Raw genomic sequence first — 25459 nt, 5'->3', positions numbered from 1 at the left:
CGCCGGACGACGGGCGCCCGGGTTTCGCGCTGTTCAGGCCCTGGTGCGTGGCAGGTCGCCGCAGTCGATGACCTTCTCGATCAGCGGTTCGACCCGACGGCGCCAGTCGCCTCCCGCGCCGAAGCACCACGCCACGGCATCGGGAATCCACAGGGCCGGATCTTCGTGCGGTCGGAAGTGCTCATAGGCCAGGGCATCGCTGGGGGTGCGCAGTCGCTGAAGCGTTCGCACGATCTCGCGGCGGTCGTCGCGATCGCGGATGACGCCACGTGACTCGATGACGAGCCGTTGGCCTCCCGCGTCCACCACGTCCGCAACGAGCTCGCGCAACAACGCCGCGCGAGTCGCGTCTTTGGGGCCGCGTCCGGTGTAGACACGTATCCGAAGCGGCTGTTCGACCAATCGCGCGACGACGTTGCGCCGACGGTTGTCGCTTTCGGCCTGAAAGTGCACGCGCCGCTCCCCGGAGAGGCACAGGCGGCGCATGACCGCGCGGATCGACACTAGTTGCCGGACCGGTAGGTACGCGGCCACCAGAAGGTAGCTGGAACGGCCGGACTCATCCACGAAGACGTGTGCGCTCACCCAACGATCGTTGCGTGCTCGCACGACAGGCAAACGATTGCTCGCCCGATGTGGTGATCGGATTCCGGGAAGTCACCTGATCAAGCGAGCGCGCGGTCGGCCCGGTTGTCGATAGACTGTCGGCAGCCGAGGTCGCTCGACCGAGGAAGTGAGCCCTGGTAGGCCCGTCGGACGGCGGGAGCCAGGGCTTCGCGTCGTTGTGGGGCTCAGATGCGGTAGGCGATGCGGGGGTAGTCGACCACCAGGCCGGTTCGGTCGACGGTGATGTCCTGTTCGAACTCGCCGTGCGTGAACGAGACCACCGAGCGGTCCTCGCCGATGGAGACCGTGCGGTAGCGCTGGCGCACCAGTTGGACCGACAGGTCCGGCAGGGTCACGTAGACGACCGGGATCTCGTGCTCGCCCTCCTCCTGCTGGAGGTTGAGCCTGCGGATCGGGATGGCGTTGAACAGGACCGCGAACTGCACGTCCACGTCCACCGCACCCTCGAAGTCGGCACGCTCCGCACCCTGGCCCGCGTCGACCAGCCAGATGCCCTCCGACGAACGGCTGACCGAGATCTGCCGTTCCTCCGACACCGTGGCCGTGCGCAGCAGCAGCCGCGTGACCGCGCCGGTCTCACCGACCGACACCTCGAACGACCCGCTGAACTGCTCGGCCGGACCGGCGGTCACCAGTCGGCCCGAGGCGCGCAGCTTGCGCTCCGAGAGCAGGAAGCGCACCTGCTCCAGCCTGGGCACGTCGTAGCCCTGCCAGGTCACCATCTGCGCGGCGGCGGAACGGGTCTCGCCGGACGGGTTCGCCCGCTCAGCCGTGTTGAACGAGTTCACTCTCCACCCGGAAGGATGTCGTCGGCCTGCTCGGCCGCCCGGTCGCTGGTCTGGTCGAAGCTCATCGTGCTCCTTCGCACTCCTGACGCAGGCTACCCGAATCGATCCCCCACCCCCAGCGGCCACCGGCATGAGTCACCCCCGCACGCCGGAACGGCCCCCTGGGAATCCCAGGGGGCCGTTCCGGTGGAGATCAACCAGACGATCAGGCGGTGCGCTTGCGACGCAGGTACAGCAGCGCGCCGGCACCCGCACCCAGCAGGCCGAGGCCGATCAGCAGCGGCACGAAGATGGACGCACCGGTGTTGGCCAGGTCGTCGTCGGTGCCGCCACCGGACGCGACCGTGGTGGTCGTGGTCGGCGCCACGGTGGTGGTGGTGAACGTCGTGGTCGTGGGGGCGGCGGTCGTGGTCGTGGTCACGATCGGACCCTCGACCCACTTCGCCTTCGCCTCGGCCTCGACCTTGACCTCGGACGGCTTGGCGATGATCAGCGACTGGGTCTTCTTGCTGCTGTCGACCGACACGAACAACCGGCCGTGCTGCAGCTGGGCGTTCGCCTTGACGGAGAACTTCACCTCGCCCGGCTCGGTGCCCGCGGCGACCTTGACGTACACGTCGGCGGTCTTGGTCTCGACCGCCTGGGCGCCCAGGTCACCCTCGGTCGCGGTGGGCAGCTCGGTGCCGTCCTTGTCGGTGAGCGTGACGCCCTCCGGCAGGTCGGCCTCCAGCATGACCTTGTCGGCCGTGGTGGAGACGGTGAACGGCCCGATCAGCTCGCCGGCCTTGCCGGACAGCTCCTTCGGGTCGACCTTCAGCGTCGGCGCGGGCTGCTGCTCGATGCCCGTGTTCTTCTCACCGGTCAGGTAGGCGTAGACGGCCTTGACGTCGGCGTCGACCTCGGGGTTCGAGTCCTTGGTCGGGTCGTCCTTCAGGCTCGCGCCGTCGGTGAAGTGCCAGATCGCGGCCTGCGTGGCGGCGATGGCCTCGCGGTTGTCGATGTCGCGGCCGGTCGCCTCCGACAGCGCGTCGGCCTCCAGCAGCGGGTAGCTGTGGTGCAGGATCCAGTTGACCTTGGCCGCGTTCTCCTTGAACTTGGTCCGGTCGTTCGGGTGCTCGTTCCAGGGCACCTCGTGCAGCGGCGTGCCGTTCTGCAGCTGGGTCGGCAGCTCGACGCAGTACGCCTTGACGACGGTCTTGTCGCCGTTCTCGATGACGTACAGCGGGATCAGGTTGGCGTCGAACCACTCACGCGACTCACCCTTGAGGCCGAGCTCGATGCCCTCTTCGTGGTGCTTGCCGAAGTCGGGGTCGTCGCGCTCGATCGGGATGATCTTGATCGGGTCGGCGGCTGCGGGCAGTGCCGCAGTCATCAGCGCGAGCGAGGCGCCGAGGACCGCGGCCCCGAGGCGCTTCGGACTCAACCGGGATGCCATTTGTCTCCTTGAGGCTCGCGAGGGTAGCCCGTTGGTGTGGTTCAAGGCGGCGGTCCGTGTCGTCCGGGGAGCTACTTGGCAGAGCGCTCCACCACCAGACGACAGGAATCGGCCGAACACTATCCGATCCCGTTCACTCGATCGAGGAAGGGTGCCACTGGGGGTAGAGCCCGCTACCAGCAGCGGAAACGCGGTTTGACCGTCCACAATGGATGATCCGAGGCAGTCGACGGGGCGTCGGGAATGGGCGCCGACCGCTCGTTTCGACGCGGGCCGAAACGGACACACCACCCGCCGCCGAGCGATCAGTGCAGCTCAGACGGTCCACAGTGGATTGCACGTAATAGTCGGCGACCCGCTTTCGACGCCACACCGTTGCCAAACGGTGATCTACGCCACCAACGCGGACGGCGCGACCGGGCGGATGTCGCCGACCCGCAGCGACGTGCCCGGCAGGCACAGGTCGCGGGCGGTGGGCGGCCGACCGGTCAGCATCCACCTCACCAGCGCCGCGAGCTGGAACGAGATCAGCGGCGGCACGGCGTCGCCGAGGTGGCGGTAGGCGTTGCCGATCACCGAGACGTCGAACCGGAACCTGCGCGGGAACCCCTGGAGCAGCGCCATCTCCCGCACGGTGCACAACCGGTGCTGCTCGGGGTGGGAGTAGCGCCCGTTGCCGACGTGCCCGCACTCGCGCTTGATCGTGCGCGCCGGCTCGTCCCACCACAGCCGGCCGTACACGTCGGGGTGCGAGCCCCACTTGCCCTCTTCGATGATCTTGCGCTGGGCCGGGTTCAGCAGCAGCTCCGCCGGTGAGCCGACCAGGTCGCCCCACGACCCGCCGTCGGCCGGGATGGCCCGCATCCGGTCCAGCGAGCGGTCCCGGCGGAACGACGGCGACACGTGCATCGCGTCCTCCGCGTGCGCCTCGCCCGCCTCCACCGCCGGCAGCTTGCCGATCGCCCGCCGCACGGTGACCGCGCCCGGCCGGACCTCCCAGCCCTGCCACAGGTCCTCCAACGTGCGCAGCGGCACGCCGGCGTCGACCGCCACGACCATCGCCCGCTCCCGCAGTTGCGGCAAGCCGAAGCGGGACAGCATGTGGGTGCTCGCGTCCACTTCGTACCCGATCTCGAGCAGCTGGTCGGCCAACCCCTCCAGGTGGTGCCGCTGCTTGCCCTTGACCAGCTCCCGCGCGTTCTCCAGCACCAGCACCCGCGGCCGGAACTCGGCCACGTACGCGGCGACCCGGCCGACCAGCGAGTTGCGCGGGTCGTCACGCAGGTGGTTGGCGGGCGCGATCCGGGTGAAGCCCGAGCACGGCGGGCACGCCACCAGCACGTCCAGCTCGCCGCGCCGCAGGTTCCACACCTGCCGCAGCACGGCCGGGTCGAGCCTGCCCAGGTCCACCTGCAACGGGTCGACGCCGATGTTGTCCCGGTAGATGCCGTTGCAGCGCAAGGAGCCCAGCCGGGACGACGGCTTGCCGATCTGCGCGTCGGCCGCGCCGACGATGGTGAAGTCGCGGTGCGCCTGGAAGCCGAGGCTCATGCCACCGGCGCCGGAGAAGAGGTCGACGATCTTGAAGGTGGGTCCGCGCACCGCGCGATCGTACGGTGGGGTCGTCCCCCTCTGGCGAGTGATCCCACCGGTACTCATGCACGCAATCGCGTACGTTGCCCGCCATGGAGCTCCCACCTGCGTGGCAACGGCCGGACCCGTTGCGCGGACTGGAGGACATGCCCTGGTCGGTGCTCGCACACGGGACAGGCGTGGACGACTTGATGCGGCGCGTGGTGCACGGCGAGCGGGTGACGCGGGAAGTCGCCTGCGAAGCCCTCGCCGAGCGGCTGCTGGGCGACGACACCGTGTCCGAGGCCAGCGTCTGGGCCGTGCCCTTCCTGGTCGAGATGGGCGCGAGCTACCGCGTGCCCGCGGACAGCCGCGATCGGGTGATCTTCATGCTGGCCGCGATGGCGTTGGCCGGCGCGGGCTTCACCGACGGCGGCAAGCGCACCCGACGGCGGTGGAACGCGCTCGGGCGCGAGCTGCCCCGTCGCCCACCGGACTGGATCACCCAGACGCGGTACGAGGTGGCCAAGGGCGCGCCGAAGGTGTTCGAGGCGCTGGCGGGCGCGGAGGTGGCGTGCTCGATGGCGTTGGCCATCGCGGTGCCCGAGGTCGTGCCGCGGCACGTGGTGGACGTGGCCGAGGCGCTCGCCTCGGCGGACCGCTCGCCGCGGCTGCTGGCGCTGGCCGCGCGGGTGGTGCTGCACCTGGTGGACGACGAGCCGGTCACGCCCGCGCTGCTGCGCGCCACCGCGCAGTGCCACCCGCACCTGCTGCGCGCCTACCGGGGCAACGCCTTCCCGCCCAACCAGCCGCCCGAGGTGACGTTGCAGCTGATGGGTTACCGGTACGCCTTCCTGGCCGCCTACGGTGACGACCAGGAAGGCGTGACGATCACGCCGTGACGATCGGGCCGTCGACGATCAGGCCGTGACGGCGGTCGGCTCCACGACCGCCGCGGCGGCCTCGTCGTCGGCGACCGGCACCGCGGGCTCCAGCGGGCCGAGCGCGGTGCCCCACTCCTGGTCGGCCAGGGCGAACGCGGCCACGGTCAGCGCCACCACCGGACGGGCGGGCGGCAGCTGGTCGGCGTAGAAGTCGAGCTCCAGCCGCGCGCCCAACGGCGACGGCCGCAGCCGCAGCACGCCGTGCGGCGCCTCCTCGGGGTGCGCGAACCGGCACGACCACTCGGTGAACACGATCGAGCGCTCCACCACGTCGGTCGGGTGAACCGCGCGCACGTTCGCGCCGACCGAGCCGTGCCGGTAGTCGTCCGCGGCGGAGACCAGCAGCTCCTCGAACTCGATGGACGACACGCCGAGGTCGTGCCCGGCGACCAGCGCGACCTGGACCAGCGCCAGCGGCAGCTGCGGGAGGGCGTCCTCGAAGCACACCATCGCGCCGCCGTAGCGGGTGTTGATCTCGGTGGGCAGGAAGCCGTCGGCGGTCGCGATGCCGTCGAGGGTGAACGTGCCGCGGTAGTCGACCGTCTCGCGCAGCCGCTCGCCGACCCGGCGGGCCAGGTTGCGCATCTCCTCGCGGATCCACCCGGGCGGGTCGTAGTACGACGCGCAACCCGCGTACAGGAACCGGGCTTGACCGGCGCGGCGCGGCACGACCATCTCGATCGGCCGCAGCACGGCGGTGCCGTCCGGGAACACGATCCCGTGCACGCTCACCGGGATCCCCTCCAGGAACGGCATCACCCGGACGAAGTCGCACTTGGGCGCGAGCACGTCGAAGGCGTCCTGCGCCTCCTGCCGGTCGCGGACGCGGCGGACGAAGTTCGCGCCGCCGTTGATCGCCGGGCCGTCGCCGGACCAGACGACGCCCGCGCCGCGGTCCAGGCGCCGGGTCGCCGCCCACAGCCCCTCGAAGTCCAGGCCGAGCACGACGGCGGGCGCGCGCGGCGCGGACAGCTCGTCCCACAGCCCGTCGATCGTCGTCTTGTTCTCCAACTCCACCCATTCGGGGCGGCGGGCGTTGAGCACCGGCCTGCCCGCGAACTCGGGGGTGTGCACGTACGGCGTGCTGATCACCAGCGCCTCGCCGCGCGGGTCGAAGTCCGCCAGCACCTCGCGGACCTCGCGGTTGGGCGAGGTGAGCAGCTTGGTGAGCCGGTTCTGCTCGACCGCGACGAAGCCGCCCGCGATGCCCAGCGGCACCCAGCGGGCCACTTCGGAGTCGTGCAGCGGCGCGTGGTCGTCCGTCGACAGCACGAGCGTGTGGCGGGCACCGAGCTGGTGGAGCTCGCCCGCGCGACTACTCAGCCGAGTGCCGCCCGCGAGCACGACCAACCGGTCGCCGAACAGGTTTCCGAGGCGCGCTTGAAGCGCGGAAAGGACGTGATCCATCGCCGAGAACTCGCTTTATGAGAAGCAGACGAGACAACCGGCGAGCGCCGGGTGTCACGCACTGTAGAGGCAGGCGATGGGATCGGCCTAGCACGGTCCGGCAACGACCGGATGAAACTTGCCGATGGGATCGGGGACGGTTGCGCGAGATCATCGAGCGGCGTGGCGAAGTACCTGGTCAACCCGGTTCAGGAAAGCACGCGGACCCTTGGCCTTGGGGAACGGGAGCAGCAGGCCGAGCAGCGTGTCGTCCACCGACGGTGGCGCGGCGGCCACGATCGCGGCGGCGGTCTCCAGGAAGCGCTGCCGCTTGGCCTCGTGCACGGCGTGCTCGGCGAGAACGCCCTCGATGCTCGTGTGCATGGCTGGATGCGGGTAACTCACTTGGGTTGTATCGGCCCCACTGGTCCCTACCTTTAGGGTGAATTTGCACCGAAGTTGCGGGCCCCCTGTCGAGCGGTGGACGTGCTGGGATGTGGCCATGCGCGTTCTGGTCACCGGATCCAGCGGGTACGTCGGACGGGCGGTCTTCGCCGAGCTCGCCGCCGCCGGTCACTCCCCCATCGCCTTTTCGGGTGATGTCCGCTCGCCCGAGGGGCTCGGCGGCCTCGGCGACGTCGACGCGGTCGTGCACCTGGCGGGCCTGGCGCGGGTGCGCGAGTCGTTCGACGACCCGGTCCGGTACTACGACGTCAACGTGGGCGGCACGGTGAACCTGCTGCGGTCGCCGCCGCCGCGGTTCGTGCTGGCGTCCACGGCGGGCGTGTACGGGGCTGGCGTGTACGGAGCGGGCGTGCGCGGGCCGGGCGAGGCGGCGACGATCGCCGAGGACTGCCCCCGCGCGCCGACCAACCCCTACGCCTCCTCCAAGGCCGCCGCCGAGGACGTCCTGGCGTGGGCCGCCGCCGCCGGTCGGGTGAGCGGGGTGGCGCTGCGGCTGTTCAACGTCGCCGGCGGCGGGGACGTGGACGACACGCGCCTGATCACCAAGGTGTGCGCGGTGGCGGCCGGGCGGCGGCCGGCGGTGGAGGTGTTCGGCGACGGGTCGGCGGTGCGCGACTTCGTGCACGTGCGGGACGTGGCGCGGGCGTTCGTGACGGCCGTGGAGTGCGACGGGCCGGAGTACGCGGTGCTCAACGTCGGCGCGACACCGGCGAGCGTGGCCGACGTGCTGGCCGCCGCGGCACGCGTGACCGGCCGGCCGGTGCCGGTCGTGCGGCGGCCCGCCCACCCCGGCGAGGTGCGCGACCTGCGCGCGGACACGACCCGGCTGCGCGCGTTGGGCTGGTCGCCGACCTGCTCGGACCTCGACGACCTGGTCCGCGACCAGTGGGCGACCGAGGGCCCGCACCCGACCTGAGGGGTCAACGGCCCGCCTCCCAGCGAATCCGGTACTGCCGCTGGCCGAGCACGAGTTGCTCGCCGAGCTTCTCGGTCAACAGGTAGCGCTGGGCCGGCGTGGTCGGGGGCTCATCGGGGTTGCCGTCGAGTGGCGCGGCCACGGGCGGGACGTGCTCACCGGGGTGGCCGTTCGCGGTCACGTCGTCGCCGGAGACGCGCGGTTCGGGCCGAGCCGCGGCTTCCGGTACCGGATCCGGGTTCGGTTCGGGTACCGGCTCGGGGTTCGGCGCCGGCTCGGACTTCGCCGGGTCGGCACCGGTGCGCCCCGGCCCGGTTGACTGGCGCGGGCCGGTCGGGTCGGGGCCGACGGACACGGTGGCGGGTGGCTCCGGCGCTTGCCCGGGCGCCACCGCGTCGAGCCGGGCAGCGCGTTCGAGCAACATCGCGGCCAAGTCCGCCGCTGCCGCCCGGTGCACCTCCGCGGTGTGGCGCAGCGCCACCGGGTCGCCGCGGTCGGCCTCCCACAGGTGCTGCAGCTCGTGGACAAAGGAGTTGTGCCCCTCCACCCGGCGCAACACCTCGTCGTGCGTGTCCAGCGCGAACCGCCACTGCTCGGTCAGGCCGTCGCGGGACCGCGCGAACCGCTCCCGCGCCCCGCCGTGCCAGTAGACGGGGTCCAAGCCGGGCAGCCGCTCGACGCCGGCCGCGAACGGCTCGCGCTGCGCCGCCGTCGTCTCGGCGAGCGCACGTATCCAGCCGGGGTTGCCCGGCGCCTGGTCCGGCGCCTCGGACGGCCCCGGCCCACGCGAGTGCGCGGACGGTTCACCGTCCTCCGGTTCACCGACTTCCGGCTGGTCCACCCCGATCACCCGCCCTCGACAGGTCGGCCAGCGCGGCGAGCCGGTCGGCCAGTTCGCCGTCCGTCCGCCGGTATTCGGCGGTGATGGCGCGCAGCACCTCCGCGGTCCGCTCGGCGCCGCCGCACAGCCGGTCCATGGCGGCGTGCAGGCTGCGCTGGTACACGGTCACCGCCTCGCGCAGCGGGTCCGACTCGGCGAGCTGCGCGACGTCGATGCCGAACCGCCACACGACGTGGCCGCGACCGTCGTCGGACACCGCGGTGAACCCGCGCGCCAACCGGTCCAACTCGTCCAGGTCGACGGACAAGCCGTCCGCCATCACCGACCTCCCGCCCAGCGCCGCGCCACTTCCTCGGCGGTCCAGTAGGTGCTGCCCAGGCCTCCGACGACCGGGTCGACCACCAGACCGATGCCGGAACGGGCGGCCAACCCGAGCAGGTCGCCGCCACCGGCGCGTCCCGGGGCGCCCGGCGGCCCGCCCCGGGTCCGCTGGTACTCGGCCAGCCGCTCCGAACTGGTGAACACGCACAGGTACTCGCCACGATCGGCGGTCTCGGTCGTGGCCAGGAAGCCGCTGTCGGTCTCGAAGTGCAGGACCCACCGCTCCAGCAGATCCTCGATCTCGCCGCGCCCGGACGAGTTCCAGCTCTCGATCAGCCTGGTGAGGCGGTCCGGGCCGATCGCGTCGGTGCGCACGCCCACACCGGTGGCCCTGTACTCCTCCTCCGCCTGCCGCAGCCGGTCCAACTCGGCCGACGTGGGCGGCGCGGGTGGCCGTGCCCGCCAGTGCTGAACCAGGCGCAGACCGAGCGTGGCGACGCGCTTGTCCGCCGACCGCCGCTTCGGACCGCGGCGTTCGGCGAGGAGTTCGAGCCGCTTCTCCTGGTTGTCGAGGCTGTTGAGCACAGGGTCTCGTGGTGTGTTGCAGCTGTAGGCGAGGATGTCCGCGTCCCCCGCCCTTTCCACCACCTCTGGAATCGCCTTCTCCAGCTGGTGGAGCACCTTGACCAGAACGGTGTCCTGACCATCGGACGGGTGGACGTGCAGCAACGCACCGAGCTCGGAACCGCAGATTCTGATCAGGCCGTCGTCGCGCACACCCAGCCGGGCACGCAGCTTCTTCTCATCGAACACCGACACGTGGGGGACTCCTTGCGAAGCGCGCCGGAAACGGGTGATGGCGGACGATGGTAGCCGATCTCCACGACTCGCCCCACCCACTAAAACGCCAGGTCAACGCATCTGGATGATCTTTCCGACAAGTTTCCCGGCACCGAACACCGTTCGCCGCACGATTGCGGGCCCGAGCACCGGAGTTGCCCGGATATCGCGCGTCCCACCTGCGGAAACTTCCGCGAACTTTCCGGACCTCGCCGACGGAGCACGGCGAATTGCCGAAAAATTTCCGAAAGGCGGATATTGCCTGGATCTTGCCGACCGAAAACGTTGAAAGGCGTCCGAGAGGCCTCTTAACTCGATGAGGAGGAACGACGAGACAGGAGACCGGAGATGACCGCGACGCCCGATCCCGGCGGATGGCCCGCCCTGCTGCACCGGCTGGTCACGAGCTGGTCGGTGCTGCTGCGACTGCTGGTCGGTGTGGCCTCCGTGGTCGGGATCGTCACGTTCGCCTTGTACTTCCTCGGCGCGGTGACGGTGCAATTCGGGCCGTTCGTCATCGATCTCCACCCGTAGTCGACGGTGGTGCTCGCTCAGGACCGGCCGTCACGCCGCCGGGGCAGCGGTACCCGGTCCAGGTCGGCGGCCACCACGACCTCGCCGTCGAACACCTCGGCGGCCTCGTCGTGGAACAGGCGCGGGTCGGTGTAGCGCTGCGAGAAGTGGGTGAGGACGAGCTTGCGCACGCCGCACTGGGCCGCGACGGTGGCCGCCTGGCGGGCGGTGAGGTGCCCGTGCTCCACCGCGAGCGGCTCGTCGACGTGCAGGTACGTCGACTCGATGACCAGCATGTCGGCGCCGTCGGCCAGCTCGAACACCCCGTCGCACAGCCGGGTGTCCATGACGAACGCGAACCGCTGGCCCCGGCGCGGCACGCTCACCTCGTCCAGCAGCGGCGGCCGGAGCTCGCGGATCGCCGGGCCCCGGATGCCGCGGGCGGCCAACCGCTCGGGGAGCATCGTGCGGCCGTCCGGCTCGACCAGGCGGTAGCCGAAGGCGGGCAGCGTGTGGTCCAGCCGCCGTGCCTCCACCCGGCCGAACGGCCCCTCGGCGAGCACGCCCTGCTCGGTGACCGGGTGCGCGCGGACGTCGGCCACGTCGTGGAACGAGCTGGCGTGCCGGAGCCGTTCGAAGTAGTCCGCGCCCTCGGCCGGGAAGTGCGCGTGCACGGGGTGCGGGACGCGGTCGAGCGACATGCGCTGCACGACCCCCGGCACACCGAGGCAGTGGTCGCCGTGGAAGTGCGTGATGAAGAGCCTGGTGACGTCGGTGACCGCGACGCCCGCGCGCACCATCTGCCGCTGCGTGCCGTCGCCCGGGTCGAACAGGAAGCCCTCGGCGTCCCAGCGCAGCAGGTAGCCGTTGTGGTTGCGGGCGCGGGTGGGCACCTGGCTCGCGGTGCCGAGCACGACCAGTTCTCGGGGTGACACGTGGCAGAGTCTGCGGCATGGAGAGCTTGCAGGCCGTGTCGTCGTGGCCGGTGGACACCGCGGCGACGGCCGTGGTCGACGCGCGGGGCGAGGTGCTGGGCACGCACGGGCCGGTCGACCACCGGTTCCCGCTGGCGTCGGTGACCAAGCTGCTGACGTCGTACGCGGTGCTGGTGGCGGTGGAGGAGGGCGCGGTCGAGTGGGACCAGCCCGCCGGGCCCAAGGGGTCGACGGTGCGGCACCTGATCGCGCACACGTCCGGGTTGGCGTTCGACTCGGCCGAGGTCCAGGCCGCGCCGGGGGCCAAGCGGATCTACTCCAACACCGGCTTCCAGGTGCTCGCGGACTTCGTGGCGGCGGCCACGGAGATCCCGTTCGCGCGGTACCTGGCGGAGGCGGTGTTCGAGCCGCTGGGCATGGCGTCGTCGGAGTTGACCGGCTCGGCGGGCGCGGGCGGGGTGTCCACGGTGTCGGACCTGGTGCGGTTCGCGGCGGAGGTGCAGGCGCCGAAGCTGGTGTCGGCCGAGCTGGTGGCCGAGGCGACGACGGTGGCGTTCCCGGGGCTGCGCGGCGTGCTGCCCGGGTTCGGGTTGCAGAAGGAGAACGACTGGGGCCTCGGGTTCGAGGTCCGGGCGGCGAAGTCGCCGCACTGGACGGGGTCGGCCAGTTCGCCGCGCACGGCCGGGCACTTCGGGCAGAGCGGCACGTTCCTGTGGGTGGACCCGGACGCCGGGGTGGCGTGCGTGGCGCTGACGGACCGGACGTTCGGCGAGTGGGCCGCGGCGGCGTGGCCCGCGTTCACCGACGGTGTGCTGGCGGAGCTGGGCCGATAGTCAGTGCAACTAGTCGACTGATTCGCGCAATTTCTCGACAAACTCTTGTGATGCAGCGCACAGCCCGCCTAGGGTCACGTCGCCCTGCCGGTGCGAGAGAGACGAGATCCCGATGCCGCGGATGTCAGCCAGGTTCGGCATGGTCGTGGCGGTGGTGGCGGCCGGGCTCGCGACGCCCGCGGCCCAGGCCGCGCCCGCACCCGTCGTCACCAGGGCCGCGCTCGACCCGGCGCTCGTCGCGGGCCGGGGCGCGGACGTCGCGTTCGTGGAGCAGGAAGCCGAGAACGCGACCACGACCGGCACGGTGATCGGACCCGACCGCACGGCGTACACGTTGCCGTCCGAGGCGTCCGGCCGGATGGCAGTCCGGCTGCGGCCCGGCGAGCACGTCGAGTTCACCCTGCCGCAGGCCGCCGACGCGATCACCGTGCGGTACAGCATCCCGGACGCGCCGACCGGCGGCGGGATCACCGCGCCGCTCGACGTGGCGGTGAACGGCAAGCACCGCACGACGATGACGCTCACCTCGCAGTACGCGTGGCTGTACAACCAGTACCCGTTCACCAACGACCCGGACGCCGACCTGCTGCACCCGGACTGGTGGCTCACCGAGTGCTCGTGCGTGCCGTCGCAGACCACGCCCGCGCCCGTCATCCGCAAGCCGTTCCGGCCCAGTCACTTCTACGACGAGCAGCGCCTGAAGCTGAACCGGACCCACCGCGCGGGCGACCGCGTCCGGCTCACCGCGCCCGTCGGCACGAACGCCGCGTGGACCGTGATCGACCTGCTGGACTCCGAACTGGTGCCCGCGCCGCACGTGCGCCCGGTGGCCGCGAACGTGCTGCTGTTCGGCGCGGACCCGACCGGCGGGCGCGACTCGGCCGCCGCGCTCGACCGCGCCATCGCGTTCGCCAAGCGGCACCGGCTCCCGGTGTACCTGCCGCCGGGCACGTTCCGGGTCGACCGGCACATCGTCGTGGACGACGTGACGATCGAGGGCGCGGGCAACTGGCACACCGTGGTCAAGGGCCGGGAGGTCGCGCTCCCCGAGCCCGCGCCCGACGGCTCCGTCCACACCGGAGTCGGCTTCTACGGCAAGCCGGCCGAGGCCGGCGGCAGCCGCAACGTGCACCTGCGCGGGTTCGCCGTCGAGGGCGACGTGCGCGAGCGCATCGACACCGACCAGGTCAACGGGATCGGCGGCGCCCTCAGCGACTCCACCATCCGCGGCCTGCACCTGCGCCACACCAAGGTGGGGCTGTGGTTCGACGGTCCGATGTCGAACGTCTCGGTCACCGACAACATCGTGGTCGACCAGATCGCCGACGCGGTGAACTTCCACACCGGTGTCACGGATTCCTTGGTGCGCAACAACTTCATCCGCAACACCGGTGACGACGGCCTGGCCATGTGGTCGGAGCACCGGCAGAACGCCCGCAACCGGTTCGAGCGCAACACCGTGCAGTCACCCGTGCTGGCCAACGGGATCGCGCTGTACGGCGGCACGGACAACGCCGTGGTGGGCAACCTGGTCGCCGACCCGGTGCGCGAGGGCAGCGGCATCCAGCTCGGCTCGCGGTTCGGTGCCCAGCCGTTCACCGGGTCGGTCCGGATCACCGACAACACCACCGCGCGGGCCGGCACTTACGAGCTGAACTGGAACATCGGGCTCGGCGCGATCTGGTTCTACGCGTTGGAACGTGACATCGACGCCGACGTCCGGGTCGTGGGCAACCACTTCCTGGACAACACCTACAACGCGATCATGATGGTGAGCGAGTGGTCGGTGAAGGACCTGCACTCGATCACCAACGTGCACTTCCGGGACGTCCGGGTGGACGGGACGGGCACGTCGGTGGTGAGCGCCCGTTCGGCCGGGTCGGCGACGTTCGAGAACGTGGACGCCCGCAACGTCGGCGCGGTGCCGGTGAACAACTGCGGCGCGTTCCACTTCCCGGCCACCGGCTCGGAGTTCGCCCTGACCGACCGCGGCGGCAACGACGGCTGGCTCGCGCCGTGGCTGCTGCCGAACACGATCACCTGCGACGACCGCCCACCGGTCGTGCCGCCGCCCGCGCCGTCGCGGTGGTGACTAGGGCGTGATGACGGCGTGGCCGCGCACCCGGCCACGCCGCACGTCCTCGATCGCGGCGGCCGCCTCGGCCAACGGGTACGTGCGGTCCAGCGCGGGCGTGACCTCGCCCGCCTCGATGAGCTCGCGGAGCAGCACGAGGTCGACCAGGCGGTCCTTGTGCACCAGCGGCCGTGCCCTGATCCCGAGGAACGGCGCCGCGACCAGCCCGCGGACCCACCGGTCCAGGCCCATCAACCACCGACCGCCCGTGCCGCCGACGAGCGCGACCGTCCCACCCGGCTTCAGCAGCCGGCCGAGGGTGCGCAGCGGCGGGTTGCCGTAGAGGTCGAGCACCACGTCGAACCCGCTCGCGGTCAACGGCCCGGCCGCGTAGTCGAGCACGTGGTCCGCGCCGAGCCCCGTGACCAGGTCCGCCTTCGCCGCGCTGCACACCGCGGTCACCTCGGCGCCGTAGTGCTTGGCGAGCTGCACGGCGTACACCCCGACGCACCCCGAAGCGCCCAGCACCAGCACCTTCTGCCCGGCGCGGACCCGGCCCACGTCCCGGACCGCCTGCAACGCGGTGAACCCGGCGATCGGCACCGCCGCCGCCTGTTCCGGGGTGAGGTTGGTCGGCTTCACCGTCACCTGGCCCTCGGGCACGGCGGCGTACTCGCAGAACGCGCCGGAGCACCACCCGAACACCTCGTCGCCGACCTCCAGGCTGGTCACGCCCCGGCCGATCGCCTCGACCGTGCCCGCCAGCTCCAGGCCGGGCACCCGGTTGCGGGGCCGCCGCAGCCCGACCACCGGCCGTGCCGCGTAGGGCAGGCCGCGCAGGATGTGCCAGTCGGAGCCGGAGACCGCGGCGGCGTGGACGCGGACCAGCACCTCGCCGTCCCCGACCGAGGGCTTGTCGATCTCGTCGAGCCGCAGCACTTCCTCGAGCACGCCGTACGCGTCCTGGGTGATGGCTCTCATCAGTCTTCCTCCGGGTACTGGAACACGTCGCCGAGCGGGACTCGGAACACGCGGGCGATCTGGAAGGCCATCTCCAGCGAGGGCGAGTAGCGGCCCTGCTCGATGGCGATGACGGTCTGGCGCGTGACGTCGATGCGGCGGGCCAACTCGGCCTGCGTCATCTCGCCGTGCGCGAAGCGGAGGGCGCGGATCGAATTGGTGATCCTGGTCGGCTTGCCCACTCAGAACCCCCGCCGGTAAGCGACCAGCTTGACCGCCGCCCCGAACACGGCCCACGCGGTGAACACCGCGTAGATCGCGTTGGCGATCCAGAAGTGCGGCGCCTCCACCATCGCCAGCACGAAGGGCAGCACCATGCCGGCCCCGAGCACGATCCCGGCCACGTGCTCCCCGAACCGGTTGATGTCGCGGTCGCGGGCGTCGGCCTTGTAGCTGTCGCTGGGCTTGGCGATCTCCATCGCGATCCGACTGATGATCGACAACGCGATGGAGACGCCGATGGCCCACAACATGGGCGCCAGGTAGGACACCTCGGCCAACGGCCGGCCCCCCGCCCGCCCCAGGACGACCACGGCGTACCCGAGGTAGGTCAGCACGCTGACCACCAGGTACACCAGGGTTCCTCTCTCCTCGTACGACATCGCGCCCACCCCATGTAAAGGAAACTTGACATGGCCAGTGTCTGCCTTGCTTGACAGCATGTCAAGGATCTTTGACATCCGTAGGGCGTCGGGTGTCGAGCGCCCTCTACTGCGGGCGCTTTGGGATGCTTGTCGGACGCCGCCGCAGGACAGGTTGGAGCCATGTCGGACCGTGAGGTCAACAACTCGATAAGCGGATCCATCGTCTTCGGCGACGTGATCCAGGCAGGAGCCCTGGGGCAGCCGCACGACGTGTTCGCCGGCGCCGACGAGTGGGTCGTCCGGGCTGTCGGGTCGACCGTGTGGACCCACGTACCCGCCGAACGGGATCCGGGCGGGTTCCGCCACCACGTCCACCACTGCGTCCGCCGCCTGGTGGAACTGCGTGACGGGGTCGAGCCCCGGCTCACCGCCGATCCCTGGCACGACCCCGGGTTCGCCCTGCGCTTCCTGGAACGCGTCGAGTGGCTGGTGGGCGAACCGGATCCCGACACCCACCTCGACCTCTACCCCGCCGAGGCCGCCCTCCTCGTCCTCCTGCCCTTCCTGCACCAGGTGCACGGCTCGGAACTCGTCGCCGAGGCCGCGGGCGCGGACACCGCACGGGTGCTCCTCGAACAGGCCGAGGGGCACGACTTCCTGCTGAAGCGGGCCCGGCTGCGGCCGGACAGCGAGCCGTCCATCGGCTGGTGGCTGTCACACCGCCGGATGGCGCGGGGCGACGACTTCGGCGCTCCCGGACGGGTGCGGGACCTGCTCCACCGCATCGGTGCGGCCGCCATCGGGGAAGCGTTGTCGACGCACCGGGTCGTGTCCCTGCTCGACGGCTTGCGCCGCGGGCGCGAGGTGTGCGACTCCGAGTTCCTCGACTCGCTGCCGTCCGACGACCGCGTGCGCGGTCCCGGGCACCAACGCGTGCGGGACCAGCGGCTCTGCCTGATCACCGCGCTGGCGCACGGCGCGGCGATCGGGATCGCCGACTTGCCGGAGGTGGTGCCCGCGCACCTGGGCATCCCGCACCCGGTTGAGCCGCGAGCGCTGCGGCGCACCCTGGACGAGATGTCCTGGGGTGGTTCCCACGACTTACCAGTGCTGCGCGCGCAGTGCCACCACGAAGCCGTCATCGAAGGCCTGCGAGAGCACACCGCCCGCCTCGACGACTTCCTGCACGCGGTGCACCGCGTGGCACGTGAGCGGATCACCCAGCCCATGCCGGCCCTGCCTACGCGGTTGTCCGCGGCCGGCGTGGTCCCGGCGGACGGCGCGTTCACCGGGTGGGCGCGGTTCCGGCTCGACGAGCACCGGATCCGCGACCTGCTCATGGGCGTCCAGCTCTACAAAGACGAGGAACTGGCAATCCGGGAGCTGTACCAGAACGCGCTCGACGCGTGCCGGTACCGGGCGGCGAGGACCGAGTACCTCGATCGCACCGGCCCGGCGAAGTACTCCTACGACGGTCGGATCCGGTTCACGCAGGATGTCGACGAGGACGGCCGCCACTACCTGGAATGCGCCGACAACGGCATCGGCATGGGTGAGGCGGAACTGCGGGGCGTGTTCTCCAACGCGGGCGCGCGTTTCACCCGGCAAGCGGACTTCCGGCACGAGCGCGGCGCCTGGGACCGACTCGACCCGCCGGTGCGGCTGTACCCCAACAGCCGATTCGGCATCGGCGTCCTCAGCTATTTCATGCTTGCCGACGAGGTGCGGGTCACCACGTGCCGGATGGGTCGGGACGGCCTTCCCGGTCCCTTGCTGGAGGTCGGGATCCACGGCCCCGACCATCTCTTCAGGATCGTCGAGCGCGCCGAACGCGGTGACGAGCCCGGCACGCGTGTCCGGCTCTACCTGCGGGACGACGGCCTGTCGAGCATCGAGGTGCTGCGGCGCCTGCTCGCCATCGCCGAGTTCGCCACCTCCGTCCACCACGGTGAGCACGTCGAGCGGTGGGCACCGGGGCAGCTGAAGATCCGCAGGGGAGCCAACGAGACGTTCGGCCTCACGGCGCACGGCGCAACGGTCGCCTGGACGGAGGCTCCCGCCGGAGCACGGGTGATCTGGTGCCAGTACGGCGGCGCGCTCCTGGTCGACGGCTTGGTCGTGCACCCGTCGGTCCGCGCGGGCGTCTTCGCGCAGAGCTCCGCCGGCCTGGTCGGCGCCGTGGTCGACCTGTCCGGACCGTTCGCGCCGAAGCGGTTGTCGGTCGACCGGACCGAAGTGCTGGACGATGTCGCACCGGTGGTCGAAGACCTGCTGCGACGTGCCGTGGGCGCACTGGTGGCGGATGAGGCGGTGCTCGACTTCTCATACCTGTGCCGGGTGGCCGCCGGCAGCGTCCAGCTCGCCGACATGATCACCCGGACGTGCGTCCGGGGGCGGCATGAGCTGATCCTCGCCGACCGGGCGGTCGACATGGCGCGGGCCGGGTGCTTCCCGGCCGACGTGGGCATCCTCCGATCGCTTCAGTTCTCGAACCTGCTCACCGAACAAGGCGCTCCGTGGACCGGCGTACGAGGAGGCCTGGCCGACCACGTCCTGCTCTGGCGGTTGCTCGCCCATGCGCCGAACCCGGCATTGGACCGGCTCGTGGAGTTGTGCCCCGAACTGGACGTCGCCGCGCCGGTCCGCCCGGCACTTCCCTCGGATCAGGTAGTGCTCGCCACAATGGGTGGCCCCACGACCGGTACGTGGCGGCTATTCCCGATCTCCACCGAGGCGCTGCGGGCGGAGGTGACCTCCGCCGGCCTCGGGATGACCGAGGCGGAGCTGGAGCAGGCGATGCGGGCGCTCGGTGTCGACCGCGTCCCCGACCCACCGGATCTCGGGACGGTGCTCGACTCGGTGGTGTCGGAGGTGGAGGACGAGTACAAACCGGCCTACCTGCTGGTCGACGCGGCCGAGAACGGGTCCGAGGTCGAAGCCGCCGCCGCACGGGCCCGGCAGGAGGGTTACGTCGTCGCGGAGGACGTGGTCGCCATCGCCGCCGAAGCCGCAGCGGACGGCGACGACGTCCTCTTGGCGATCGACGGCGACCGGGAGTCACACGGTTGGATCGACCTCGACGAAGCGGTCCCTCCCGGGCACCTCGCCCGGATCACCGCCGCTCGCGGCATCCCCGCGTCCCAGGCGGTGCGGAAGCTCCGGCGGCTGGGGTTGGTCGCGGACGCCGCCGGCGTGCCCGCGGAGCCGGACGAGATCACCATGTCGCTGCTGAGTCGCTACTGGACCGGGTCAGGGTCGTGGCGCGAGCCAGGGGCGCGGGTGTCGCTCACCGAGGTCATGGAGGCGGCGATCACCCACGACCTACCACTGGCCGAAACCCACCGGCGGCTGGCCGAGCTGGGATTCGACGTCCCGGAGGCCTTCCCCGCCGACGCGCGAGTCGACGACCGGTTGCTCTTCCCGGTCGACGAAGGAACCGGCGAAGTGCTGGAGCCGACGGACGTCGTGAGGTACGGCGACGTCATCGCGTCCGCGTCCAGGAACGGCCTGCCAATCGCCGAAGTGGTGAAACGGCTGAACTACTACGGCCGCGGTGGTGACTAGGGCGTGACGACGGCGTGGCCGCGCACCCGGCCACGCCGCACGTCCTCGATCGCGGCGGCCGCCTCGGCCAACGGGTACGTGCGGTCCAGCACGGGCGTGACCTCGCCCGCCTCGATGAGCTCGCGGAGCAGCACGAGGTCGGCCAGGCGGTCCTTTCCGCGGGCGGCCGCGCCGATCCCACCGAGCGGCCCTCCCGACGGGTCCGAGGTCTCGGGAAGCCTGGCGGCCAGGCGCTTCACGCTGCTCGTGGCCCACCTGCTGCCAGCATTGCCCCTAATGGCGCATCCCCGGACTGGCGTCCGGCCTGAACCTCACCGCGCCAGCCCCTGCACGATCAAGGTCAGTAGTTCCGGCGCGAGCACTCCGAGACCGATCAGCGCTCCAGTCGCGAGCACCAGCAGCAAGCACAGGCGGATGAATCGCTTCCGGTCGTCGATCGCGCGGTGCAGGAACCCAAACCATGTGACGGGATCGCCGTTCGCCTCGGGAGTGATCCCGACTCGCGTGGACATTTGGCCGACGTCGGCCCGCTCGACCTCGGTGGTACCCGACTGAGAATCGGCCGATCGGTCGTATGGCTGCTCCATGTCTCCTCCTCTACACCGGTGATCGACGTCGGTCGACGGCCACGGGCTGGCCTGGGTCCAGGTGCACCCATTGGTGTGCTTACGAGGCTGACGAAACGCACTGACCAGCAATGATCTGCAATCTGTCGAGTACTCGTCATCTATTCAGCGCCTGATAGCGATACGCCGGCATCATTGGAGGCAGTCAGCGGTTGTTACGTTCTCGAGCCAGCTCCGATGCAGAGAAGTGAAAGCAGTTCTAGATCGCGGCAAGTCGGATGCCAGGGCTGACAGCAGCAAGACAGTCACTGGACAGTGGCTGGACAGCGAAGGTCGGCAAGATCGTCGTGGTACCTGCGACGCAGGTGCGCGGGTTGGGATGGCCAGCGGTGGAGTTGAGAGTGCTCGGCACGGTAGACGTCTTCACGGGTGCCCCCCACAGGGCCGACGAGCATGGCGACGTCGTCGAGTTCGACGGCCCGTCCGCAGCTCTTCTCACGGTGCTCGCGCTCCACCGGGGAGAGCGAGTGTCGAAGCAGTACCTGCACGAAGCCGTGTGGCACGGGGCCGTGGCGGTGAACGCGGTAGAGACCACGGTCGCCCGGGTGCGGCACCGGCTCGGGCTGCGGGCGAGGGACAACACGTTCCTGGTCACGGACCGTTCCGGTTACCGACTGGCAGCACGAAGCGACATCCAGGGGTTCGAGGAAGAGGCACGTCTCGGCGACCAGGCGTTGCGGACTGGGATGAACGCCGAAGCACTCGCCTTCTACGACGCAGCACTGGCACTGTGGCGAGGTGCACCGGGTGCCGGACTCCTCGACGATGCGCTCGATGTACGGCCTGCGCTCGAAGAGCTGCACAGTTGGCACTGGGCCGTTCAGGTACACCGGCTCAAAGCGCTGACCAAGCTCGAACGGTGGGACAGCGTCCTGCGCACCGCCGACCGTCTACTTGCCCGCGAGCCGCACACCGAGCGGCTGTTGCTGGCGAGGCTCCACGCCGTCGAGCACCTGAAAGGCGCATCGTCGGCATACGACGCGCTCACTGCGGCCGTGCGCGCGATGCGGGACGATCTGGGCGCGGAGCCCTCGCAGGATCTCCGCGCCTACCGGACGAGATTGCTGGCGACGATGACACCCAGCAACGACTCGATTCCGCACGAAGCCGCCTCGGCGTCGGAACCGGCACTGGAAACCAGGGTCGAGCCCTCCGGAGCCGCACCGGGCACGCGGCTCGACACCGCGGTCGATCACAACCTGCCAGCTCCGACATACTTCACGTTCGTTCCGCGCCCACACACCAAGAGGATCCAGGAGGCGCTGACTGCGGGCCTGCCGATCATCTCGCTGGTCGGCATCGGCGGTAATGGGAAGTCGACCCTGGCCAGGGAGTTCGCTTTCGCAATCGCCACCGCCGCCGACCCGTTCAAGTTGATCGTATGGGTTTCGGACAAGGAGGTACCAGGGTCCACCACTCTTCCCTTAGTTCTCGACGAGATCGCGCTGACAGCGGGATTGCGTGAGCTGACGGCGACCACCCACGCCGGCAAGATCCAACAAGTGAATCGCATGCTGCGGCAGAATCCGGCTCTTATTGTCATAGACAACTTCGAGACTATCGTCGATCAGGAACTCATCGACTGGCTGCCGACCGTGCCGTACCCGAGCCGCGTGTTGATCACCAGTATCGTGCGGCCGCGAGCAGTGGAGCAGTACTGCCTCGAGATCGAAGTTGGCGGCTTGGGCGAAAAAGAACGGCATTCATTCCTGGCCCAGTTGTTGATCCGACACAATCTGCGGGATTTGCGTGCCGACTCGGACGCGATTTCCGAAATCTGGGCAGCCTCGTACGGCAATCCGAAACTCGTCGAGTGGGCACTCGGGCAGTACCGGAGCCGCGGCAGGAGCCTCCGGTCGATCGCAGACGAGATCACCAGGACCCGCACGCGCGCAACGACCGAACGACTGGGTGGGGACTTTGTATTGGAGGAGTTGTTCAGATCCAGCTGGAAAGAGATGACCGACGACGAGGCGCAGGTGCTGTTGGCAGCTTCTTTGTTTCCACACGGCTGCGCGACCGAAACCGTACACGAAGTAGCGGGCATCGACGTACGGTTCGCCGACACGATCGAGTCGCTGACCAATCTCTGCTTCCTCTCACGACAGGCTCGTGACGACGACCAATCGCCCTGGTACGCGGCCGAACCGCTCGTCCGCATGCGTCTTGCCGGTCACTTCGCTGTCGACGTCACGGACGTAGAGGACCGTTTCTTCCGCTATTGGACGAACTTCACGGCGAGCATCGGCTTCTGTCCCCACGATGTGACGAGGCTGCTCAAGCTGGACATTCCGGGTACCCGCGAGAACCTGGAGTACGCCATCTGGCTGGCTGCCGAGTCCGGTCGACATCACGATGTAATCCGGATCGCTAGGGAGGCTCGGTACTACTACTACGTACGTGGGTTCTGGTCCGAGGAACGGAACATCCACCTGCTCCGGGCCGAGGCCGCGAAGTCAATCAGTGACCACACCGAGGAGTTCGACGCCCGGGTCTACTTCATCAACATCGCCAGCAAGCAGGAGAACCTGACCGCGGTGGAGAAGCAGAACCCGAGGCTCACCGAACTGATCCGCCGGTACGGAAGTGAGCTGGACAGTCGGAGTGTAGGCGAGTATCGACACGCCTACGCCTTGTATCTCCTGGCCAAGGGCGACTACACCGAAGCCGAAGACTTGTGGCGGGAGAATCTCCTCGATGTCGAGGCCCTTGGTCCGGCCAACCACAACGCAAATCTGCGCTGGTTGGCGATCTGCATAGCCCGTGGCTCATCGGCACGTTCATCCGAGGCGCTTGAAATATTCGCCTCGGCTCGCGCACAGGCCGACCAGTTCGGCTATAAGAGGGCCCGCTTTCTCATTGACCTCGAACAGGCCCAGATAACGTTGAGCCAACAACCTTCGAGGTCGGTAATCGGTCATCTTCTACGGATGTTGACCGGGCCGGATGCACTGGAGCAGCTTACCCTGCTCGGAGATCGCCGGTACGAGGCGGACCACCAGTGGCTTCTGGCAGGTTGCCATGAACACCTCGGCGACTACGGACTCGCCATCGAACGTCGCGAGAAGGCGGCGGAACTCTACGACTCGCTCGGCCTCATCGAGCGTGCGGCTATCGCCAGGCGAAGAGGTGACCTGAATGCGTGAGCTAACCTCTCGTGACGCGACACAGGAAGCTATTTTGCCTCACCTGCGGACGACCGAGATGCTGCTGGCCAGGGCGGCATCACGGATTTCCGGTCGATCGCGGGACGCCGAAATCGTACCGATGGTCGATTTAGGCATACCACACAACGTACTTCGGATGCACGGCGGCTTCTTCACGGGTGCCCACTACCGGTGGGATACCGACGTACCCATGGTTCCAGTCGATGCCACCGTGAACGTGTGCGGTGTCGCATTGTTCAAGACATCCACCGACATCAGCAGTGAAGAGGAGTTCCATGGTCGTGTCCGCGCGGCCCGGAAGACCTGGGAAGAGCAGACACCGTTCTCGTGGAACTTCAATACCGGCAACCACTTCATCATCTATGCCCAGGTTTCCGGAGAAGGACAACTGCCAGCGGGCCGGTACCTGGTCGTGCACGCATCGACTGCAGAGTTCAAGTCCCAGTTCAACGGTCTCTACCCGAGCCAGAACAACTGGTACAGCGACCATGTCTCGTACCTGCCCGGTCCCGGCAACCGCTACCTCCGGTATTTGAGCGGTCGAATGGCCGAACGCTTCTACGGCGTTGCCACGATGCTACAGGGGTACCAGGTGCATCGGCAGCGCCTGATCGCAGGGCTCGTGCTCGGTGAGGAAGGGGTGGAACGTGAGGTTCTGTCCGTGCCACACTACGGCATGCCGGACCAGTCTTCGGTGGCAATCGGTTGTCAATGGCTGGACGCCGCCAGTGCCCGTTACCTCCTGCTCACCCGGCCGCACGCACCGCTCTACTTGATCGAGGCGCATGACGGCGGTTCCAATGGGGTGCGCACCGAGCACGGTGACCGGTTGTTGACGCCACACGGCCTGGGTGTCCGCAGTACCGGAACCGACGTATCGATCGAATACCTACCCGACTCGCTGCTGGTTTCCGGCAAGAGATTGAGCCGATCCGAGAGCTTGCGATCGGCTGGGGGGATGAGCATACGAAATTTCGATCGTGAATACGCCATCGGTCAGGTTCTCAAGTCCTGCCCCGGGACCGTCGAAGATGAGTTGACACAGATCTACTCGTACTTTTGGGAAGGAAACAAATGACCTCGCTCGACCCACAAGCGCAGGCACTCCTCGACGGCGCCGCACGCAGTGGCCTCCCGCCCGTCTACGAACTGACGATCGAGCAGGCCCGGACTCGCATGCGAGCAGCCTTCATCTCCGAATTCGATACCACTGTGATCACGGAGAATAGGGAATCCCCTGGCCCCGCAGGTCCGATCGCGGTGCGCAAGTACTCCACAGGGACCGCGGCCGAAGCGCCAGCGGTGATCTTCTTCCACGGCGGGGGCTGGACGGTCAACGACCTCGATACCCATGACCGGCTCTGCGCGCTGATTGCCGAGCAATCGTCGTGCAGTGTGCTATCGGTCGATTTTCGACGGTCGCCTGAGGCCAAGTACCCGAATCCGCTCCTGGATGCGTATACGGCAACGAAGTGGATCGCGGAGAACGCCGGGGAACTCGGCGTCGACGCGCGGCGCCTGTGCCTCGCGGGGGACAGCTCCGGCGGCACCCTGGCAATCGGTGTCGCGCTCCTGTCGCGGGACGAAGGAGGACCGGACTTCAGGCAACTAGTGTTGATGTACCCGGTAACGGACTATATCACTTCGGCGACGGGCTCCTATCTCGAACGCGGCCGGGGTTACTCCCTTGACCGCAAGTTCATGGAATGGGCATGGCACAACTACCTGCCCGCAGACTGGTCACGAGACGATCCTTACCTGTTCCCGATGCGAGCGACGCTGGATGGTTTGCCGCCGACCCTCCTGCTCACCGCCGAATTCGACCCCTTGCGGGATGAGGGCATCGCGTTCGCCGCGAGCCTACGTGGGGCCGGGATCGAGGTCGACCACTGGCACTACGAAGATCAGATGCACGGCTTCGCCATGCAGACCAAGAGCATCGCTCGTGCGGCTGACGCGGTGAGCAAGGTAGCCGCGGCGATTCACGATCGTCTGTACGCCTGAGGTC

The 25459-nt window shown here is 69.4% G+C and carries 24 protein-coding genes; 9 read left to right on the top strand and 15 right to left on the bottom strand.

From position 1 onward, the window contains the following. Window positions 1-33: 33 nt before the first annotated feature. The 4 genes from ACYVLT_RS32175 to ACYVLT_RS32160 form a co-directional block, all read right to left on the bottom strand. A complete protein-coding gene (locus ACYVLT_RS32175) occupies window positions 34-585 on the bottom strand; it encodes a hypothetical protein (RefSeq protein ID WP_461123898.1) in 552 nt (183 codons plus the stop codon). Between the two features lie 206 nt (window positions 586-791). After that, a complete protein-coding gene (locus ACYVLT_RS32170) occupies window positions 792-1415 on the bottom strand; it encodes a putative glycolipid-binding domain-containing protein (RefSeq protein WP_360454538.1) in 624 nt (207 codons plus the stop codon). 205 nt (window positions 1416-1620) lie between these two features. After that, window positions 1621-2850, bottom strand: a complete 1230-nt coding sequence (locus ACYVLT_RS32165) for a thioester domain-containing protein (protein WP_461123897.1) — start codon at window positions 2848-2850, stop codon at window positions 1621-1623. A gap of 390 nt (window positions 2851-3240) precedes the next feature. Continuing rightward, window positions 3241-4452 carry a DNA cytosine methyltransferase gene (locus ACYVLT_RS32160; RefSeq protein ID WP_461123896.1) on the bottom strand — a complete coding sequence of 404 codons (1212 nt, stop codon included), beginning with the start codon at window positions 4450-4452 and terminating at the stop codon, window positions 3241-3243. Window positions 4453-4535: 83 nt separating this feature from the next. On the opposite strand from ACYVLT_RS32160, the gene ACYVLT_RS32155 reads away from it, so the two are divergent. After that, on the top strand, window positions 4536-5324 hold the full coding sequence (locus tag ACYVLT_RS32155; RefSeq protein ID WP_461123895.1) for a hypothetical protein: 789 nt from the start codon (window positions 4536-4538) through the stop codon (window positions 5322-5324). 18 nt (window positions 5325-5342) lie between these two features. Here ACYVLT_RS32155 and ACYVLT_RS32150 read toward each other — a convergent pair whose 3' ends face one another. Continuing rightward, a complete protein-coding gene (locus tag ACYVLT_RS32150; RefSeq protein ID WP_461123894.1) occupies window positions 5343-6773 on the bottom strand; it encodes a hypothetical protein in 1431 nt (476 codons plus the stop codon). Between the two features lie 150 nt (window positions 6774-6923). Beyond that, window positions 6924-7136, bottom strand: a complete 213-nt coding sequence (locus ACYVLT_RS32145; RefSeq protein WP_360454523.1) for a hypothetical protein — start codon at window positions 7134-7136, stop codon at window positions 6924-6926. Between the two features lie 118 nt (window positions 7137-7254). Here ACYVLT_RS32145 and ACYVLT_RS32140 point away from each other — a divergent pair, with 118 nt between their 5' ends. Further along, the gene (locus ACYVLT_RS32140; RefSeq protein ID WP_461123893.1) at window positions 7255-8133 is read left to right on the top strand and encodes an NAD-dependent epimerase/dehydratase family protein; all 879 of its coding nucleotides are present in this window, start codon (window positions 7255-7257) and stop codon (window positions 8131-8133) included. 4 nt (window positions 8134-8137) lie between these two features. Here ACYVLT_RS32140 and ACYVLT_RS32135 read toward each other — a convergent pair whose 3' ends face one another. The 3 genes from ACYVLT_RS32135 to ACYVLT_RS32125 are packed head-to-tail and all read right to left on the bottom strand — an operon-like array spanning window position 8138 to window position 10114. After that, window positions 8138-8974, bottom strand: a complete 837-nt coding sequence (locus tag ACYVLT_RS32135; RefSeq protein ID WP_461123892.1) for a hypothetical protein — start codon at window positions 8972-8974, stop codon at window positions 8138-8140. Beyond that, a complete protein-coding gene (locus ACYVLT_RS32130) occupies window positions 8952-9293 on the bottom strand; it encodes a hypothetical protein (RefSeq protein ID WP_461123891.1) in 342 nt (113 codons plus the stop codon). The genes ACYVLT_RS32135 and ACYVLT_RS32130 overlap by 23 nt, the downstream gene beginning before the upstream one ends. Further along, window positions 9293-10114, bottom strand: coding sequence for a hypothetical protein (locus tag ACYVLT_RS32125; protein WP_461123890.1), 822 nt, complete (start codon window positions 10112-10114; stop codon window positions 9293-9295). Before ACYVLT_RS32125 ends, ACYVLT_RS32130 begins: the two co-directional genes overlap by 1 nt. Window positions 10115-10483: 369 nt before the next feature. On the opposite strand from ACYVLT_RS32125, the gene ACYVLT_RS32120 reads away from it, so the two are divergent. Continuing rightward, window positions 10484-10669: a hypothetical protein gene (locus ACYVLT_RS32120; RefSeq protein ID WP_461123889.1), complete on the top strand. Its 186-nt coding sequence runs from the start codon at window positions 10484-10486 to the stop codon at window positions 10667-10669. A 17-nt stretch (window positions 10670-10686) separates the two neighbouring features. Here the strand turns inward: ACYVLT_RS32120 and ACYVLT_RS32115 are convergent, their stop codons facing one another. After that, entirely contained in the window at window positions 10687-11583 is an 897-nt protein-coding gene (locus ACYVLT_RS32115; RefSeq protein ID WP_461123888.1) for a ribonuclease Z, read from the bottom strand. A 17-nt stretch (window positions 11584-11600) separates the two neighbouring features. Here ACYVLT_RS32115 and ACYVLT_RS32110 point away from each other — a divergent pair, with 17 nt between their 5' ends. Beyond that, entirely contained in the window at window positions 11601-12416 is an 816-nt protein-coding gene (locus tag ACYVLT_RS32110) for a serine hydrolase domain-containing protein (protein WP_461123887.1), read from the top strand. 121 nt (window positions 12417-12537) lie between these two features. Next, complete coding sequence (locus tag ACYVLT_RS32105) at window positions 12538-14508, top strand: glycosyl hydrolase family 28-related protein (RefSeq protein WP_461123886.1); 1971 nt, start codon at window positions 12538-12540, stop codon at window positions 14506-14508. Here ACYVLT_RS32105 and ACYVLT_RS32100 read toward each other — a convergent pair whose 3' ends face one another. From ACYVLT_RS32100 to ACYVLT_RS32090, 3 genes are read right to left on the bottom strand one after another with little or no spacing between them, the layout of a single operon-like run. Further along, window positions 14509-15471 (bottom strand): NAD(P)-dependent alcohol dehydrogenase, encoded by a 963-nt coding sequence (locus ACYVLT_RS32100; RefSeq protein WP_461123885.1) that lies wholly within the window; start codon window positions 15469-15471, stop codon window positions 14509-14511. Further along, window positions 15471-15692, bottom strand: coding sequence for a helix-turn-helix transcriptional regulator (locus ACYVLT_RS32095; protein ID WP_360454505.1), 222 nt, complete (start codon window positions 15690-15692; stop codon window positions 15471-15473). The genes ACYVLT_RS32100 and ACYVLT_RS32095 overlap by 1 nt, the downstream gene beginning before the upstream one ends. Further along, window positions 15693-16112: a hypothetical protein gene (locus ACYVLT_RS32090; protein WP_461123884.1), complete on the bottom strand. Its 420-nt coding sequence runs from the start codon at window positions 16110-16112 to the stop codon at window positions 15693-15695. It abuts the gene before it with no gap. Between the two features lie 162 nt (window positions 16113-16274). Here ACYVLT_RS32090 and ACYVLT_RS32085 point away from each other — a divergent pair, with 162 nt between their 5' ends. Then, window positions 16275-19658, top strand: coding sequence for a wHTH domain-containing protein (locus tag ACYVLT_RS32085; protein ID WP_461123883.1), 3384 nt, complete (start codon window positions 16275-16277; stop codon window positions 19656-19658). On the opposite strand, the gene ACYVLT_RS32080 is transcribed toward ACYVLT_RS32085, so the two are convergent. Both ACYVLT_RS32080 and ACYVLT_RS32075 read right to left on the bottom strand, forming a co-directional pair. Next, entirely contained in the window at window positions 19655-19897 is a 243-nt protein-coding gene (locus ACYVLT_RS32080) for a zinc-binding dehydrogenase (protein ID WP_461123882.1), read from the bottom strand. The two genes, ACYVLT_RS32085 and ACYVLT_RS32080, sit on opposite strands and share 4 nt — an antisense overlap. Window positions 19898-19969: 72 nt before the next feature. Further along, on the bottom strand, window positions 19970-20245 hold the full coding sequence (locus tag ACYVLT_RS32075) for a hypothetical protein (protein WP_461123881.1): 276 nt from the start codon (window positions 20243-20245) through the stop codon (window positions 19970-19972). Between the two features lie 380 nt (window positions 20246-20625). Here ACYVLT_RS32075 and ACYVLT_RS32070 point away from each other — a divergent pair, with 380 nt between their 5' ends. From ACYVLT_RS32070 to ACYVLT_RS32060, 3 genes are read left to right on the top strand one after another with little or no spacing between them, the layout of a single operon-like run. After that, complete coding sequence (locus tag ACYVLT_RS32070; RefSeq protein WP_461123880.1) at window positions 20626-23430, top strand: AfsR/SARP family transcriptional regulator; 2805 nt, start codon at window positions 20626-20628, stop codon at window positions 23428-23430. Beyond that, window positions 23423-24529 (top strand): hypothetical protein, encoded by a 1107-nt coding sequence (locus ACYVLT_RS32065; RefSeq protein ID WP_461123879.1) that lies wholly within the window; start codon window positions 23423-23425, stop codon window positions 24527-24529. Before ACYVLT_RS32070 ends, ACYVLT_RS32065 begins: the two co-directional genes overlap by 8 nt. Beyond that, window positions 24526-25455, top strand: coding sequence for an alpha/beta hydrolase (locus ACYVLT_RS32060; protein ID WP_461123878.1), 930 nt, complete (start codon window positions 24526-24528; stop codon window positions 25453-25455). The genes ACYVLT_RS32065 and ACYVLT_RS32060 overlap by 4 nt, the downstream gene beginning before the upstream one ends. The last annotated feature ends 4 nt before the right edge of the window (window positions 25456-25459 follow it).

Source organism: Saccharothrix stipae (genome assembly GCF_054781895.1).
The sequence above is the reverse complement of the archived record's forward strand: the minus strand, read 5'-3'. Positions and strand labels throughout refer to the sequence as shown.